Here is a 16,374-nt window from a genome sequence, read left to right as displayed (position 1 = left end):
ATTATTCTCCGCGCAGGGCTGACACCAGCCCTTTGAATTTGCTGTTGAGCAAGGTGAAGCTGGCCTGGAAGCCGACGGCGTTTTCCGCGTAGTTCGACTGTTCCAGTTGAGCGTCGACGGTGTTCTGGTCGATCGAAGGCTGCATCGGCGTGCGATACATCAGCGACTCGTCGCCGTTGCCCAGCCCTTCAGCCTCGATGTGCCGGCTGTTGGTCATGTTCAGGGCAAAGTGGCCGCCGGTCTTGGTCTTCTCGGTCTGTGCTTCGAGCACTTTGGAGAAATCCAGATCCCGCGCCTTGTAGTTAGGGGTGTCGGCGTTGGCGATGTTGTTGGCCAGCACTTCGGCACGCTGGGCGCGGAAGCCCAATGCCTTTTCGTGAATGCCCAGCGCTTTGTCGAAGCTGATGCTCATGTCGGGAACCTTCAGGTGACCGGTTTTTCGTATCTGAGCTTTAGCAAGCGCCGTGCCAAATGAACAAATCCCCGTATTCCGGGGCTTTGCGCCGAACAGGCTAAGCGGCAATGCCAGAAAAGCGGCAACCGGTTACCGCCAGATGCCGCTTTTCTGCCGCTTGCCGTCCCATCACAGCCGGACAATTGTGGGAGCGAGCTTGCTCGCGAAGGCGGCGTGTCAGCCAATGCAAATGCAGAATGTGACGGCCTCTTCGCGAGCAAGCTCGCTCCCACAGGGATTGTTGGTGTTAAGAGAATTTCTTCGGGCATAAAAAACGGGAGGCCTTTGCGGGCTTCCCGTTTTTTGTATCAGCGCAAACCGCTTATTTCGCCTTGTAAATAATCCCCGGGCTGCACTGAACCATCTGGTAATGATCCGGCAATCCGTTCAGCGCTTCCGAAGCGCCAAGGAACAGATACCCGCCCGGCTTCAACGTGCTGTGAATGCGCAACAGGATGTCCTTCTTCACTTCGGCAGAGAAGTAGATCAACACGTTGCGGCAGAACACGATGTCGAACTTGCCCAGCGCCGCGTAGCTGTCGAGCAGGTTGAACGAGCGGAATTCCACCCGGCTCTTGATCGGCGCCTTGACCACCCAGCGCCCCGGCCCTTTCGGGTCGAAGTAGCGTTGCAGGCGTTCCGGCGACAGACCGCGACCGATCGCCAAGCTGTCGTACTCGCCGGTCTTGCAGTTGTTGAGCATCAGGCCCGACAGATCGGTGGCAACGATCTGCACGCCCATCTTCAACTGACCCAGGTTGCTGCGCTCGAACTCGTCGATCGACATCGACAGCGAGTACGGTTCCTGTCCCGACGAGCAGGCCGCCGACCAGATCCGCAGACGCTGATTGGGGCTGGCCTTGATCGCTTCCGGCAGTACCTTGTTCTTCAAGACTTCAAACGGATAGGTGTCGCGAAACCACAGGGTTTCGTTAGTCGTCATGGCATCGACCACCTGCTCGCGCAAACCGCTGCGCGGCTGGGTCTGGATGCGCTGCACCAGCTCACCCAGGGACTTGATGCCTTGCTGCTCCATCAGTTTGTTGAGACGGCTCGAGACCAGATACTGCTTGTTTTCACCGAGCAGAATGCCACAGGCTTTTTCCAGGAAGACCCGGAACTGTTCGAAATCCAAATTACCCGTAGACAATGATGCCGCCTCTTAAATCGTGTTGACCGCCAGGGGCAGAAGGCCCCTAGCTGATATCTGCTGCTTTGATCCGGTCGACTACCCGGGATGCGAGGTCATCAGGACGGAATTTGGCCAGGAAGTCATCAGCACCGACTTTCTTCACCATCGCCTGATTGAATACCCCCGACAACGAAGTATGCAGGATGATATGGAGCTTTTGCATGCGTGCGTCGCCGCGGATTTCCGCCGTCAGGGTGTACCCGTCCATCTCCGGCATCTCGATGTCGGAAATCATCATCAGGAACTCTTCTTCCGGCTTCTTGCCCTCGTCGACCAGCTTGCGCAGGTAATCCAGCGCCTGCTTGCCGTCGTTCAGCGCCACCACTTCGACACCGATGGTCTGCAGACAACGCGTGACCTGCTTGCGCGCCACCGACGAGTCATCGACCGTCAGCACCCGCAGCGACAACGCCTTGGTCTGCGTCTCGACATCGACCACGCCCACCGAAATCGCTTCCGGCGTCGGCGCCACTTCGGCCAGCACCTTCTCGACGTCGATGATTTCGACCAACTGGTTGTCGACCCGAGTCACAGCGGTCAGGTAGTGATCGCGACCGGTACCCTTGGGTGGCGGATGGATCTCTTCCCAGTTCATGTTGACGATGCGCTCCACCGAGCGGACCAGGAAACCCTGGGTCTTGGTGTTGTACTCCGTGATGATCACGAACGGACTGTTCTTGTCTTTCAACGCACCGGAGCCCGTTGCCATTGCCAGATCCAGGATCGGAATGGTCGCTCCCCGTATATTCGCTACCCCGCACACGACAGGACTGGATTTGGGCATCAACGTCAGGGACGGGCACTGCAACACTTCCCGTACCTTGAACACGTTGATCCCGTAGAGCTGCGGCCCGTCGAGACGGAACAACAGCAGCTCGAGGCGATTCTGCCCTACCAGTTGCGTGCGCTGGTTCACCGAATCCATTACACCAGCCATGCCCAGACTCCTACACCAACGCCAAGTGTTGTTGCGACGCACATTCATTGCTAAACGGCACGGCGCTTGCTTTTTAACTCGTATGAACGCTCAAACGACATTTTCCCGACGCCTGACATCCTCCCTTCGCAAAGGGCTTTGCGCGGTGTCCGCCGTTTGCTGCTTGCTTGCTGGCAGTCCTGCCCATGCAGATGCGGTTACCTTGCCTGATATGCTTATCGGCGTGACTCAGGGCTTTCTTGAATTCACCGTAGAAGACTATCTGGCTTCCAGTCAAACCGAAGGCCGCTACGAAATCGAAGTCAACCAGCTCGACCCGCGCATGCGCATGCCCATGTGCGACAAGGAATTGACAGCCACGCTGGAGAGCCCGGCACGCCCGCTGGGCCGCGTCACGGTGAAGGTTCGCTGCGAAGGCAGTTCGCCCTGGACGGTGTTCGTACCCGCTCAAGTCCGCCTGTTTCGCGAGATCGTGACGACCACTCGTCCGCTGAAACGCGCCGGCATTATCGAGCCGCAGGATGTGACCTTGCGCGAGCGCGACGTCAGCACGATCAACCAGGGTTTCCTGACTTCCGTCGACGAAGCGATCGGGCAGAAACTTACCCGACCAACGGTCGCCGATCAGGTCATCACACTGGTGCATCTGGAACAGGCCGAAGTGGTGCGCAAGGGTGACCAGGTGGTGATCACTGCGCGCAGCGGCACCCTTGCCGTACGCATGCCGGGGGAAGCGCTCTCCAATGGCGGCATGAAAGAACAGATTCGAGTAAAAAACCTTAATTCTCAAAGAGTTATCAAGGCGCAGGTGATTGCGCCGGGACAGGTCGAAGTGGCCATGTAAAAGCCTCGTGGAGAAAACTGGCGCCGATCCCGTCGCTTCCCTAAACTGTGCCGCAGCAGGTCTCGCAACGGCGCATGCAAGCTTATGGTTGATTGGGCCTAAAGTTTTTCAGGGGATAGCCGAAAACATGGCAAGCGTCCAAATTCCCAGAGGTTTTTTATCATGGTTATCGATTTCAACCGATTGAACAGTTCCTCGTCACTAACCGGCAGCACACGTACCAGCAACGCCAAGGAAAGCGCTGAAAACAGCCCCTCCGCGCCGCTGAATACCCAGGCCGAACAGGCCAATGTCGCCAAAAGCGGGGAGTCGGTACACCTCAGCAATGAGGCTCAACAGTTGCAGAAGGTCACTGACAAGCTGCGCGATCAGCCTGCTGTCGACAAAGCCCGTGTGGCCGAGTTGAAAGCCGCGATTGCCGATGGCAGCTATAAAGTCGACAGCAACCGTGTAGCCAGCAAACTGCTCAACTTCGAAGCCCAGCGCTAGGCTTTTGCCGGCGCCAGGCTTTTGGACGCTTAAACCCCAAGGCCAGCCATGCACGACACTAACTTATTGCAACTGATCAACGACGACTTTGCTCCAGCGCAACAATTGCTGGAGTTATTGCAAACAGAATCCCTCGCTTTGCATGGTCGTGACATGCCGTTGCTGGAAGAAATTCTGGCGACCAAGCAAGCGTTGATCATTCTGCTCGAGCAGCATGGCCGCAAGCGCAGCGAAATCCTCGCCAGCCTCAACCTGCCGACTGATCGCACAGGTCTTGAGCAACTGGCCAGCCAGTCGAGCATTGGCGACCAGTTGCTGACTCAGGGCGACGCCCTGACCGCGCTGATCGCCCAATGCCAGGCGGCCAACATCAAGAACGGCCAGTCGATCCAGATCCAGCAGGCGACTACGGCCAACCAGCTTAAGATCCTCACCGGCGGTGAGCCGCCAGCGCTGTACGACGCCAGCGGGACCTTTGCCAAACCGGTCAAGCCGCGAACGCTCAGCCAGGCATGAGCCATTCGCTGGCCCTGCACTATCCACTTGCGCAACATGCTGGCAAAATACTGGCCAGTCGTAGTCTTATTTTGTCTGGAGATTGAAGAACCGTGTCCAACACCCTAAGCGCGGATGATGCTCCGCAGCCTCCGAAGGTGCTCACCACGCCACTGGAAATCTCCAGCAACCTGCGCCAGCTGCAAGACAGCCACGATCCGCTGATCATCACTTTCCATGAACGCAGCCAGCGCTTTCAGAGTTACCTGATCAAGGTCGACCGCGAAACCGCAACGATCGCGCTGGACGAAATGATTCCACGCGACGGCGAGCGCTTCCTCCAGGCTGGCGAGCCGTTCAAGGTCGAAGGCTTTCATGACGGCGTACGCATCGCCTGGGAATGCAACGGCACGCTGAACATCGAAGAATCCGACGGCGACCGTTTCTACACCGGCGACCTGCCGAGCGAAGTGGTCTATCACCAGCGCCGTAACGCCTTCCGCGCTGCGTTGAAGCTCACCGATCTGGTCAGCGTTGAACTGGGCGGCGAAAAGCTCAAGGTTCCTCTGCACGGCAAGCTGCTGGATATTTCTGCGACCGGTTGCAAATTCCGCTTCGAAGGCGACATCACTGATCGCCTGCAACTGGGCCAGGTCTACGATCGCCTGATCGCCCCGCCGCTGTTCGGCAACCAGCCAACATCGGTCGAACTGCGCTATCTGCATTTCGAAGAAAAACTCAACATCACCTTCGCCGGGCTGCGCTTTCACAACATCAGTGGCCAGGCTGCGCGCAACGTCGAGCGCTTTGTTTACCAGTTGCAGCGTGAAGCACGGCGTTTCGACAAAGACGATCTCTGAGTCGCAGCGATCAAAAAAAAGGGCAGTCCTGTGCGGGACTGCCCTTTTTTTACGCGCCGATGTTTACGTGCGACTTAAGGCCGGCCACCACTGATATCTGGCGCTGGCTTGTCGTCATTGCCGCTGTCCAGTTCGGTTTCAACGACTGCTTCCGGCTGCGCTTCGGGCTCAGGCTCAGGAGTGACCGGCGCCGGGTCCTGGACCATCTGCTCCTGCACCACCTGCTCATCGACACGCGGGTCAAGCGCCGCCACCAGCGGCGAGCTCGACATGCTGTCCGGCATTGCCACGTGATGCAGCGGTGCGTCGTCGACCTGGTGCAGGTTGGTGACCGCTTTCGGACGAATCCGCCAGACCAGCACCAACGCGAAGAAACTGAAAAACGCATACAGGCTCTGACTGCCGAGAAATTTCATCAGCACGCCCGCCAGCAGCGGCCCGATGCTCGCGCCGACGCCGTAAGTCACCAGCAACATGGCGGTCAGCGACACGCGGCGATCGCCTTCGACGTGGTCGTTGGAAAACGCCACCGCCAGCGGATACAGGCAGAACTGCACCAGCGAACAGAAGAAGCCGACAACGAACAGCACCTCCAGCGGCACCTGCGGCATGATCGCCAACGGCAAAGCCGCCACCGCCAGAAACCCGGCAAAGCAGCGAATCAGCAGCGCGCGGTCATAACGGTCGGACAACCAGCCCAACGGCCACTGCACCAGCAGACCGGCAAAAATGCAGCTACCCATGAACAGACCGACCTGCTCGGTCGTCAGCCCCTGTTGCGATGCATACAGCGGCGCCAGACCGTAGAACGAACCAATGATCAGACCGGCGCCGAGCACCGTGCTCAGCGATTGCGGCACACGCTTGATAAAGAAGCGCGGCTCCATCGGCGCGGGGTGCAGAGGCGCCGGGTGAATCCGTCGGGTCAGCGTCACCGGCACCAGACACAGGGCAAAGCACAGCGCCACCAGCATCAGCAGTTCCAGGCCGAGGCCGGGGTGCATGACCAGAATCAGTTGGCCCAGCACCAGGCCCAGGTACGAGGCGATCATGTAACCGCTGAATACCAGGCCGCGTTGATTGGCATCGGCCTGCTCGTTGAGCCAGCTCTCGATGACCATGTACTGACACATCATGCCCAGACCGACGATCGTCCGCAGCACCAGCCACGCCGGCAGCCAGTCCACCAGCCCATGGCCGAGCACCGCCGCGCCGACGATCCCGGCACACGCCGAGTAGGCACGGATATGCCCGACCCGGGCGATCAGGCGATGGCCGATCTTGCCGCCCAGCACCAGACCGAAATAGTTGGCCGCCATCAGCGCACCGACCCACAGCCCGTCGACGTTGTCGGCAGCCAGACGCAAAGCCAGATAAGTAGAAAGAAGGCCTGAGCCGATCAACATCATCAGCGAGGCGAAATACAGCGCTCGAAAGGATTTCCAGATTTGGCGCATCGGCGTTCCGAGCGGCTCCTTGCAGTAAATACCGGGCGGTCAGAACGACTGCCCGGCAGCAGCGATACGTCAGGCCTGGGCGGCCAGCACACGGCGCTCCCAGGGAGTGATTTCATCAAAGAAGCTGGTCAACTCCATGGTCTTCGAAGCGATGTAGCCTTCGATGAACTCCGACCCGAACAGTTCCCTCGCCAACTGGCTACGTTTCAGACGCTCCAGCGCGGCGTGCAAGGTACACGGCAAGGCCAGATTATCCGGCACGGCGAACTCACCCTGGATTGCCGCGCTCGGCTCCAGTTCCTGTTCGATGCCGTGCAAACCCGCAGCCAGACTGGCGGCGATCGCCAGATAAGGGTTGGCGTCGGCGCCCGGCAGACGATTTTCGACCCGACGTGCGACCGGCGAGCTGGCGGGAATACGCAAGCCGGCGGCGCGATTGTCATGGGACCAGCAGGCATTGTTCGGCGACGCGTACGGATGACACAGGCGCTGATAGGAATTCACGTTGGGCGCAAACAGTGCGGTGAAATCGGCGAGGCCTGCCTGTTGCCCGCCGATGAAGTGGCGGAACATCGACGTCGGCTCGCCGTTCGAGTCAGTGAAGACATTCTTGCCGCTGCCGATCTCAACGATACTCTGGTGAATATGCATCGAGCTGCCCGGCGTATGCGCCAGCGGTTTGGCCATGCACACCACGTTCAGGCCATGCTTGAGCGCGACCTCCTTGAGCAGGTGCTTGAACAGGAACGTCTGATCGGCCAGCAGCAGCGGATCGCCGTGCAGCAGATTGATCTCGAACTGGCTGACGCCCATTTCATGCATGAAGGTGTCGCGCGGCAGGCCCAGGGCGGCCATGCATTTATACACTTCGCTGAAGAACGGCCGCAGACCGTTGTTGGAACTGACGCTGAACGCCGACTGGCCATCCTCGCGACGGCCGTCGAGGCCGACCGGCGGACGGAACGGCTGAGTCGGATCGGTGTTCGGTGCGAAGACAAAAAATTCCAGCTCGGTCGCCACCACCGGCGCCAGACCGTGCGCGGCGTAACGGGCGATGACCGCTTTGAGCTGACCACGGGTCGAGAGACTTGAGCTCCCCCCGCTCAGTTCGTCGGCGTCGCAAATCGCCATGGCACGCGGCTCGTCGCTCCAGGGCAAACGGTGAATCTGCGCAGGATCGGCAACCAGCGCCAGATCGCCGTCATCGCTGCCGTAGAACCGCGCCGGCGGATAGCCGCCCATGATGCATTGCAGCAGCACACCCCGCGCCAACTGCAAACGCCGCCCCTCGAGGAAACCCTCGGCGGTCATCACCTTGCCCCGTGGCACACCGTTCAGATCCGGGGTGACACATTCAATCTCATCAATGCCGGTCAATCGCTGCGCGAGTGAACCCTGGCCATCGGTTGTCATGACGCAATCCTTGTTGTTATGCGAGCCGCGAACGGCGACCCGGACAAAATAGGCTGCGGCTGTTCGGAATATCAAGCAGCGTCAAACAAAAAGCCTGTCACGGCAGGTAGAGGCTGAATACCCCTCCACCCAACGGCCCGCCATTGCTGATTTCGGTGCGCCCTTCCACGCCGTTGCGCTGGTGCAGCGCGGCGATGCGATTGGCGAAATACAGACCGAGGCCGGTGCTGCCGCTGCTGTGATTGATGCCCTGCACATAATCGGCCTGACGCTCGAGCATCTCTGCTGGATAGCCGTCGCCGTCGTCGTTGATGCTCAATACCAGTTGCCCGGCTTCATCACTGACAGTAATCAGCAGCGACTCGCGGGCGTAACGGATCGCATTGTTGATGCAGTTGCCGAGCACCGAGGCGATCAGCTCGCGATCGAAGAAACCCAGCGGGCTCAACGGATCGACTTCATAGGTGGCGATGATGCCGCGACTGGCAAACACTTCCTGATGCGCGGCCAGTTGCGCCTCAATGAAATCGTCGAGTTCGTGATACGCCGGCTGGAGCGGCAACTGATTGACGCCGAGTTTGTACAGCCCGAGCAACTGCACGAGCATGCCGTTGAGGTGGGCGAACTCGAAGTCGATCACGCCCTGTTCCGAGCCGTCGCGCAGCTCTTTCGGCAGACGCGCCAGCCATTGGCTGTGCGCCTGCATCAGCATGGCCAGGGAGTTCTTCATGTCGTGGACGGTGGAGGCAATCACCGTGGAAAAATCCAGCGCCGGATCAATTGGGTTCATTCGCCAAACGCCTTGCTTTTCAGCTTCTGATAACGCGCAAACCGCGCGTCGGTGTCGGGCATCAGGCCCACCAGTTTCAGGCAGGCCCGACATTCTTCCAGCTCCGCCGACGGCACACTGGTGTCGGTGCCGTGCAGCAGCGACTGGGCCAGGTTCAGCGCAATACTGATGTTTTTCGGTTGCAACTTGAGCGCCTTGCGGAACACCTCGCGGGCCTCGACCAGATTGCCGGTCTTGTACACGCGCACGCCCTGGCGGTTGAGATCGGCCGCAGCGTTGCTCGAACTGAGAATCGTCGGATCGTCGGTGAGCTTGGCAATGTCTTTCATCACCGCCGGGTCATCCCCGTAAATCTCCGCGCAGCTCTTGAGCATCGAAGTGCCCGCCTCGGCCTGACCGAGCATTTGCAACTGCTTGGCCACCAGCAACGCCGCCTCGGGGCTCATGAATTGCTCCATGCCATCGAGGCGCATCAGTGCTTGTTCGGTGAGTTTGTCAGCGGTTTCAGCGTCGTTGAGCAACAGGCTGGTGGCCTTCATCAGCCGCGCGCGAATTTGCAGGCCGGGATCGCTCGGGTTCTCCTTGGCCACGGCACTGAGGGTGGTGTTGATCTCCAGCCGCGTGCGCGTGTCGAGGCCGCGATCGCTGCCCTTGCTGATCAGCGCATGAGCCAGGCCGAGATTGCTTTCCGGGTCCTTGAAACGCGACTGCGCGCCCTGCGCCACGGCCTGACGATAAGCGCGCGCGGCGGTTTCGAAATCTTCGTTGGCCATCGCCAGTTTGCCGAGCAAAGCCTGACGGCGCACCGCCAGCGGCGACAGGCGAATCGCTTCTTCGAGCACCCGCTGCGCGCCTTTGCTGTCGCCTTCGGCCACCAGCACATCGGCCATGCCGTCATACAGCGCCGGCATCATCGGGAACACTTTCAAGGCCTTTTCATAGACCTCTTTGGCCTGCGACACCTGCCCGCGCTTGAACAGCAACTTGCCCAATCCAGCGAAGGCCCACGGCAACGGCCGGTCGGCAATGATGCCGTCGTAGAGCCGCTCCAGCGCTTCGTTCTGGTTCATGTCGCGCAGGGCGTCGGCGCGGTAGCGCAGGCACAGCGGCGAATAGCGGATGTCCTGTTTGCACAGGGCAATGCAGGCATTGAGCACCTCGACCGGCTTACCGCGATCGAGGGCCTGCAGAATCGGTTTGAGCAAGGTCTTGCGTTGCTCCAGACGCTCAAGGCGCTGGGCCAGCCCGGAACGGTTGAACGGCTTGGTCAGGTACGCATCCGGCTCATGCTCCAGCGCACTGAGCACCATCGCCTGACTGGTCTCGGCCGTGACCATGACGAAAACGGCTTCGTGGCTGATGAGCTTTTCCGACATAAGGTCTTCGAGCACCTGCTGGCCATTCTTCTTGCCGTCGCCGAGGTGGAAGTCCTGAAGAATGAAATCGTAGGACTTCTGCGAGCACATCTTCAGCGCCTGCTCGCCAGTGTCGGCAGTATCGACATCCTTGACGCCGAGCTCACGCAACATCGAACGCACGGAACTGCGGAAATCGGAAAAATCATCGACGATCAGAAAGCTTTTTTGGTGATACGACGACATCGAAGATTTCCAGGCAATTGAAGAAAACGAACCGAGGCGATTTCAGGCGCGCAGATGATAGCTGGAGGCCATGCGCCATCAAGCGATTTCGCTGGAGTCTGAACTCACCGTTCGGGTTATCGGCCAAAAATGCCCGGGCCTGAGGGTGGTGCTTCAAGAATGTTGCCTGGAGTATTACTCTGCGCGCCTGCTCAAGGATTTTCATAGGGACTGAATCGTGTACATCAAGGGACGCTACATCCTGTCGGCCTTTTTGCTGCTGTTTATCCAGCCAATGAGTGCGGCGGCAATGGACTGCACCAAAGCGGCGAACGACGTGGAAAACACGATTTGCGCGAATAAACCGCTTTATGAGCTCGACGCGCAGATGGGCACGCTGTATCGCCAACTGATGACATCTGCCACAGCGACGCAACCTGCGCTCAAGCGCACCCAGCGCGCCTGGCTAAAAACCCGCAATGCCTGCGCAGTCGATGTCGCTTGCCTGGATGGCAGCTACCGCCAGCGCCTGCAAGCGTTGCAGGCACAATGGACGCAAGCCGCAATGTGGCAGCCGGACGCCGTGGATCTTCAGGCGATGAACGATCTGCAGGAAAGCATTCGTGCCGAGAGCAAAAACCACCCGGAATTTGCGCTGGAACATGCCTTGGCCGCACGGGCTTTCGAGTCTTCGCAGACATCGTTCGAGGGCGATCCAGTCGACAGCTACGGCGAGCAAACCAGCTTCCCCAAGTCGCGTCCCGAAGGCGTGAGCGAGGACGAATGGAAAGCATTGAACGCCTCAAGCATCGACGGCGCCGCCGAGACCGGACGGTCTTCCTACGCACTGCTGGATCTGGACAATGATGGCCAGCGCGACCTTATCGTCGACACATACGCAGGCGGCACCGGCTTGTTCACCTACGTGGAAACCTGGCGCCGCACGGGCGAGCGGTTCGTCAAAAGATCGGTCGAGCCGGAAAGCTCGCTGTTCTACACCAACGACCGTGGCGCTAATCAGGCAATCAGCTGGATCAGGCTTCACGACAGAATTTATGCCGCTTACCGAAACGGCGCCTATGGTGTCGATAATCTTTACCTGCTCAATCCGCTGAAGATCAACCATCAGGTACCGACGGTGTCCGTGCGTTACGCTTACTCCCTGCAAGTGCCAACCACGCAACATACGGAAGACGGCACCAGCACCTATGAGCTCGAAGCGGATTTGCGCGCGGCACTCGACCACGCCATCACTCAGGCAATGAAAGTCGCATCGGGCTCAAACCCTGACGCGCCCCTTTGCCCCATTCCTCCGACGGGCGCCGGCGAAGACGATTACTACAGCTACGGTCCAGGGCACTACACCATCGAAAAGATCGCCGATTTGCCGGTAATGATCGGCGGCGAATGCTACATCGGGGCGCTGATTGACTGGTTCGGCAGTTACAGCGAAAAGACGGGATTATTCGCTCAACTGGCCGTGCGCAAGCCGGGCGTAGAGGCCAGCGGGACTACCTACGAAGTCTTCGGCCGTCGGCATGTAACCGAGGTCAGCGGGAGCCTTGGCAAAGTCGAAATCAACGACGACTGACAACCCATCATCACGCCGGCAAATTAATCGGCACGGTTGCCAATCACCGGATGTCAAAAACACAGGCAGCACATTTGTCCTTCAAAAGTGCAGGCAGATTCGCAAATGAGGTTTATTCTGCTCAATTACCTGCGCCCCCGGACGTCCGCGATACGCTTGTAACGCCACAAAAAAAGGCCGAAGTGATGACCTCGAAAACCCCTGCCTCGCCCTCTGCGCCCGAACGCAAGGACCTGACCCCCAGCCACCTGAATTTCCCGGTGGTGGGCATCGGCGCCTCGGCGGGCGGCCTGCAAGCAATCAAGCTGTTTTTCGAGCATATGCCGAAGGACAGTGGCATGGCGTTCGTGATCATTCTGCACCTGTCGCCCGATCACCAGAGCATCGCCGACCAGATCATTCAGGAATCGACGCGCATGCCGGTGCTGCAAGTGACGCAGCCGGTGCCGATCGAAAAGAACTGCGTGTACGTGATTTCTCCGGCGCACTCGCTGACGATGAATGACGGCTACCTGCGCGTCAGCCCCGCTGGCTCACCGCACGCGCGCCACACTGCCATCGACCTGTTCTTCCGCGATCTGGCCGATGTGCATCGCGAGCGGGCTTTTTGCCTGGTGCTTTCAGGCACCGGTTCCGATGGTGCGGTGGGCTTGTCGCGAATCAAGGAACAGGGTGGCGTGACGCTGGTGCAAGTGCCGGAAGACGCCGAGTTCGACGGCATGCCGCGCGCCGCCATCGAGACGCGCATGGTCGATCTGATACTGCCAGTGGTCGAGATGCCGCAGAAACTGATGGAGCTGTGGCGCAACTCTCAGAACATCAAATTACCCAGCGCCAATGATCCCGACTTGAAAGCCTTGAAGCCTGCAAACGAACACGAAGCGTCGATCGCCGAACAACGCCTGCATGAAATCCTGTTGTACCTGCGCAGCAGCACCGGCCATGACTTCAAACACTACAAGCGCGCCACCGTGCTGCGCCGCATCGAGCGGCGCATGCAGGTCACCAGCCAGTCTGACCTCGGCGCCTATTACGACTACCTGCAAAATACCCCGGAAGAATCCAAGGCCCTGCTCGGCGATATGCTGATCGGCGTGACCAACTTCTTCCGTGACCGCGAAGCCTTCGAAGCCCTTGAGCGCGATGTGCTGCCGCAACTGGTGCAATCGGTTGCCGACTCGTCGGAAAAAGAAGAATTGCGCGTCTGGTCTGCCGGCTGCTCGACCGGCGAAGAAGCCTACAGCCTGGCAATCCTGCTCGATGATCAGATGCAGGTACAAAGCAGCAAGGCCAACCTGCAAGTGTTCGCCACCGATATCGACGAACGCGCGATCACCACTGGCCGCGCCGGCACCTATCCGCAAGCCATCGTCACCGACGTACCGCCAACACGCCTTCGGCACTATTTCGTCAAAGACGATGACCACTACCGGATCCGCAAGGAAATCCGCGAGAAAGTGCTGTTCGCCAAGCACAGCCTGTTGTCCGATCCGCCGTTCTCGCAGATCGACCTGATCGTTTGCCGCAATCTGCTGATTTACCTGGATCGCGAGGTGCAGCGGGAAATCCTGCAGATGTTCCACTTCGCCCTGCGCCCGGGTGGTTTCCTGTTTCTCGGCACTTCGGAAAGCGCCGATGCCTGCCACGAACTGTTCGCGCCCGTGGACAAGCGCAACCGCATCTTCCGCGCCAAGACCGGTACCGCGAACAGCCGCCGCACCCCGACCATGCCGCGTGGCGGTTACATGCGCACCAGCGTTTCCCGACCGCCATCGAAAGCCATCGAGCCCGTCAAGCTGTCGTTTGCCGATATCCACCGCCGCGCCATAGAACGCTTCGCCCCGCCGAGCATTATCGTCGACACCAACGCCGATATCCTGCATATGAGCGAAGCCGCCGGGCGCTTCCTGCGGCATGTCGGCGGCGAGCTGTCACGCAACTTGCTGACGCTGATCCTGCCGGAGTTGCGCCTGGAAATCCGCACGACGCTGTTCCAGGTGCAGCAAAGCAACCTCACCGTGCGCTCGCGTGAAGTGCTGCTCAAGCGCGAGGAGCGTCAGTACCGCATCACGCTGATTGCGCAGCCATACAAGGACGACGACTTCGACAGCGAGTGCGTGCTGGTGACCTTCGATGAAACGGAGATCGACGCGCACGAGCAGGCGTTGACCACGGTGCTGCAGACTGAAAGCCAAGTGCTCTCCAACCTCGAACGTGAGCTGCAACGCACCAAATTGCATTTGCAGGACACCATCGAACAGTCGGAAATCTCCAGCGAAGAGCTCAAGGCTTCCAACGAGGAGATGCAGGCGATCAACGAAGAACTGCGCTCGGCCACCGAAGAGCTCGAGACCAGCAAGGAAGAGTTGCAGTCAATCAATGAAGAGCTGTTGACGGTCAATTACGAGCTGAAGACCAAAGTCGAAGAAACCGACAAGATCAACGATTATCTGACCAATCTGATCGCTTCTACTGACATTGCTACGGTGTTCGTCGATCGCAGCATGCGCATCAAATGGTTCACGCCGCGCGCTACCGACATCTTCAGCATGCTGCCGGTAGACACCGGCCGTTCACTGCTGGATATCACCCATCGTCTGAATTACCCGGCGATGACCGAGGACGCGGCGCAAGTGTTCGAGTCGCTGAACATGATCGAACGCGAGGTCAACAGTACCGATAACCGCTGGTACATCGCCCGCTTGCTGCCTTATCGCTCCAGCGAAGACCACATCGACGGCACCGTGTTGACCTTCATCGACATCAGCAAACGCCGCGAAGCCGAGGAAGAGCTGCGCCTGGGCGAAGAACGCATGCGTCTGGTCGCTGAGAGTACGCGTGATTACGCGATTATCATCCTCGATGAAATGGGTGCGATCACCAGTTGGAACAAAGGCGCTGAACTGATCTTTGGCCACAGCAAAAACGAGGCCGAAGGTCAGTACTACGACTTCATCTTCACAGCCGAAGACCGTGCTGCCGGCATGGCTGAAAGTGAATTGTCCACCGCCCGCCAGCACGGCCGCTCGGAGGATGAGCGCTGGCATGTGCGCAAGGATGGCAGCCGTTTCTTCTGCAGCGGCGAGGTCACACTGCTCAGCGGCGATCGCTTGCAAGGCTATGTGAAAATCGCCCGCGACCTGACCGGGCACAAGCGCCAGCAGGATGAACAGAGCAAGGAACTGGCGCAGACGCGCAATACTGTGTCCCTGCGTGATGAGTTCTTCGCGGTCATGTCCCACGAACTCAAGCACCCGCTCAACCTGATCCAGCTCAACGCCGAACTGTTGCGCCGTTTGCCAATGATCCGCACCGCCGGGCCGGCGACCAAAGCGGTCAACACCATTTGCGATGCGGTGACCAGTCAGGCGCGGATCATCGACGACCTGCTTGATGTAGCACGGGTGCGCACCGGCAAGCTCAAACTGCAATTGGCGCGTGTCGATCTGAGCGCGGTTCTGCGTGACATCCACACGGTAGTGCTCAATGAGCAGCATGCCACGCGGATCGACCTGCAATTGCCTGAAGCACCGCTGATCATTCATGCCGACCCGACACGGGTCGAGCAGATCATCTGGAATCTGGTCAACAATGCCTTGAAGTTCACACCACCGAGCGGGCGCATTGAGTTGATCGCCAGCAAGAGCGGGAAAATGGCGCAACTGGACGTCAAGGATAACGGCGTCGGCATCGCTGCGGAAAACCTTGAACACGTCTTCGATCTGTTCGGCCAGGCGGAAAAACAGCACACCAACCATCAACGTGAAGGCTTGGGCATTGGCCTGTCACTGGTGCGGCAACTGACAGAAGCCCAGCACGGCACGGTGAAGGTTGCTTCGCCGGGGCTCGGCGCCGGTTGTACCTTTACCGTTCGCCTGCCGCTGTCGACTGATGTTGAAGAAACCGCTGCAACAGCCGAGGTTGAACCGGTTTCCGGCAAGCTCGATGGCTTGAGCATTCTGCTGGTCGACGATTCTCCGGAAGTGTTGGAGACCTTGAAGCTGCTGCTGGAGATGGAAGACGCCGACGTAACGGCCTTCGACCATCCCGTGGCAGCGCTGAAAGCCGCTGAGAGCACGCGCTACGATCTGATCATCTCCGACCTCGGCATGCCGGTCATGACCGGCTATGAACTGATGGCTGCCCTGCGCAAACTGCCGCTGGTGAAAAACGTACCAGCGATCGCCCTCACCGGTTATGGCACTCAGAGCGACATGCAGAAGTCCCGTGAAGCCGGGTTCGATCAGCATCTGGGCAAACCGGTGGCGTACG

At 59.3% G+C, this 16,374-nt stretch carries 13 protein-coding genes; 6 read left to right on the top strand and 7 right to left on the bottom strand.

Annotated features, from left to right (window positions below; translation table 11 throughout):
• Window position 1 precedes the first annotated feature (1 nt).
• From flgB to F8N49_RS08315, 3 genes are all read right to left on the bottom strand, one after another.
• Window positions 2–412, bottom strand: a complete 411-nt coding sequence (flgB, locus tag F8N49_RS08330) for a flagellar basal body rod protein FlgB (RefSeq protein WP_016773613.1) — start codon at window positions 410–412, stop codon at window positions 2–4.
• A gap of 364 nt (window positions 413–776) precedes the next feature.
• The gene (cheR, locus tag F8N49_RS08320; protein WP_016773612.1) at window positions 777–1,604 is read right to left on the bottom strand and encodes a protein-glutamate O-methyltransferase CheR; all 828 of its coding nucleotides are present in this window, start codon (window positions 1,602–1,604) and stop codon (window positions 777–779) included.
• A 46-nt stretch (window positions 1,605–1,650) separates the two neighbouring features.
• A complete protein-coding gene (locus F8N49_RS08315; RefSeq protein WP_016773611.1) occupies window positions 1,651–2,583 on the bottom strand; it encodes a chemotaxis protein CheV in 933 nt (310 codons plus the stop codon).
• Between the two features lie 82 nt (window positions 2,584–2,665).
• On the opposite strand from F8N49_RS08315, the gene flgA reads away from it, so the two are divergent.
• The 4 genes from flgA to F8N49_RS08295 all read left to right on the top strand — a co-directional run bounded on the left by flgA (window position 2,666) and on the right by F8N49_RS08295 (window position 5,271).
• Window positions 2,666–3,427: a flagellar basal body P-ring formation chaperone FlgA gene (gene flgA / locus F8N49_RS08310; RefSeq protein ID WP_073472167.1), complete on the top strand. Its 762-nt coding sequence runs from the start codon at window positions 2,666–2,668 to the stop codon at window positions 3,425–3,427.
• Between the two features lie 162 nt (window positions 3,428–3,589).
• Complete coding sequence (gene flgM, locus F8N49_RS08305) at window positions 3,590–3,916, top strand: flagellar biosynthesis anti-sigma factor FlgM (RefSeq protein ID WP_016773609.1); 327 nt, start codon at window positions 3,590–3,592, stop codon at window positions 3,914–3,916.
• A 48-nt stretch (window positions 3,917–3,964) separates the two neighbouring features.
• Window positions 3,965–4,432 (top strand): flagella synthesis protein FlgN, encoded by a 468-nt coding sequence (locus F8N49_RS08300; protein WP_016773608.1) that lies wholly within the window; start codon window positions 3,965–3,967, stop codon window positions 4,430–4,432.
• A 92-nt stretch (window positions 4,433–4,524) separates the two neighbouring features.
• On the top strand, window positions 4,525–5,271 hold the full coding sequence (locus F8N49_RS08295) for a flagellar brake protein (RefSeq protein WP_041479276.1): 747 nt from the start codon (window positions 4,525–4,527) through the stop codon (window positions 5,269–5,271).
• Window positions 5,272–5,345: 74 nt separating this feature from the next.
• Here F8N49_RS08295 and F8N49_RS08290 read toward each other — a convergent pair whose 3' ends face one another.
• From F8N49_RS08290 to F8N49_RS08275, 4 genes are all read right to left on the bottom strand, one after another.
• On the bottom strand, window positions 5,346–6,728 hold the full coding sequence (locus F8N49_RS08290) for an MFS transporter (RefSeq protein WP_071173273.1): 1,383 nt from the start codon (window positions 6,726–6,728) through the stop codon (window positions 5,346–5,348).
• Window positions 6,729–6,797: 69 nt separating this feature from the next.
• Window positions 6,798–8,039 (bottom strand): glutamine synthetase family protein, encoded by a 1,242-nt coding sequence (locus tag F8N49_RS08285; protein WP_177180904.1) that lies wholly within the window; start codon window positions 8,037–8,039, stop codon window positions 6,798–6,800.
• Between the two features lie 199 nt (window positions 8,040–8,238).
• Window positions 8,239–8,931, bottom strand: a complete 693-nt coding sequence (locus F8N49_RS08280) for a sensor histidine kinase KdpD (RefSeq protein ID WP_016773604.1) — start codon at window positions 8,929–8,931, stop codon at window positions 8,239–8,241.
• Window positions 8,928–10,532, bottom strand: coding sequence for a tetratricopeptide repeat-containing response regulator (locus F8N49_RS08275; RefSeq protein ID WP_151551131.1), 1,605 nt, complete (start codon window positions 10,530–10,532; stop codon window positions 8,928–8,930). The genes F8N49_RS08280 and F8N49_RS08275 overlap by 4 nt, the downstream gene beginning before the upstream one ends.
• A gap of 217 nt (window positions 10,533–10,749) precedes the next feature.
• On the opposite strand from F8N49_RS08275, the gene F8N49_RS08270 reads away from it, so the two are divergent.
• Both F8N49_RS08270 and F8N49_RS08265 read left to right on the top strand, forming a co-directional pair.
• The gene (locus F8N49_RS08270; protein WP_151551130.1) at window positions 10,750–12,102 is read left to right on the top strand and encodes a lysozyme inhibitor LprI family protein; all 1,353 of its coding nucleotides are present in this window, start codon (window positions 10,750–10,752) and stop codon (window positions 12,100–12,102) included.
• A 185-nt stretch (window positions 12,103–12,287) separates the two neighbouring features.
• A partial coding sequence (locus tag F8N49_RS08265) for a CheR family methyltransferase (RefSeq protein WP_151551129.1) occupies window positions 12,288–16,374 on the top strand: 4,087 nt, incomplete at its 3' end.

This window comes from Pseudomonas sp. GXM4 (assembly GCF_008923895.1).
Taxonomy (GTDB): Bacteria; Pseudomonadota; Gammaproteobacteria; order Pseudomonadales; family Pseudomonadaceae; genus Aquipseudomonas; species Aquipseudomonas atacamensis.
Note: the sequence above shows the minus strand (reverse complement) of the source record. Positions and strands in the feature narration are given on the sequence as shown.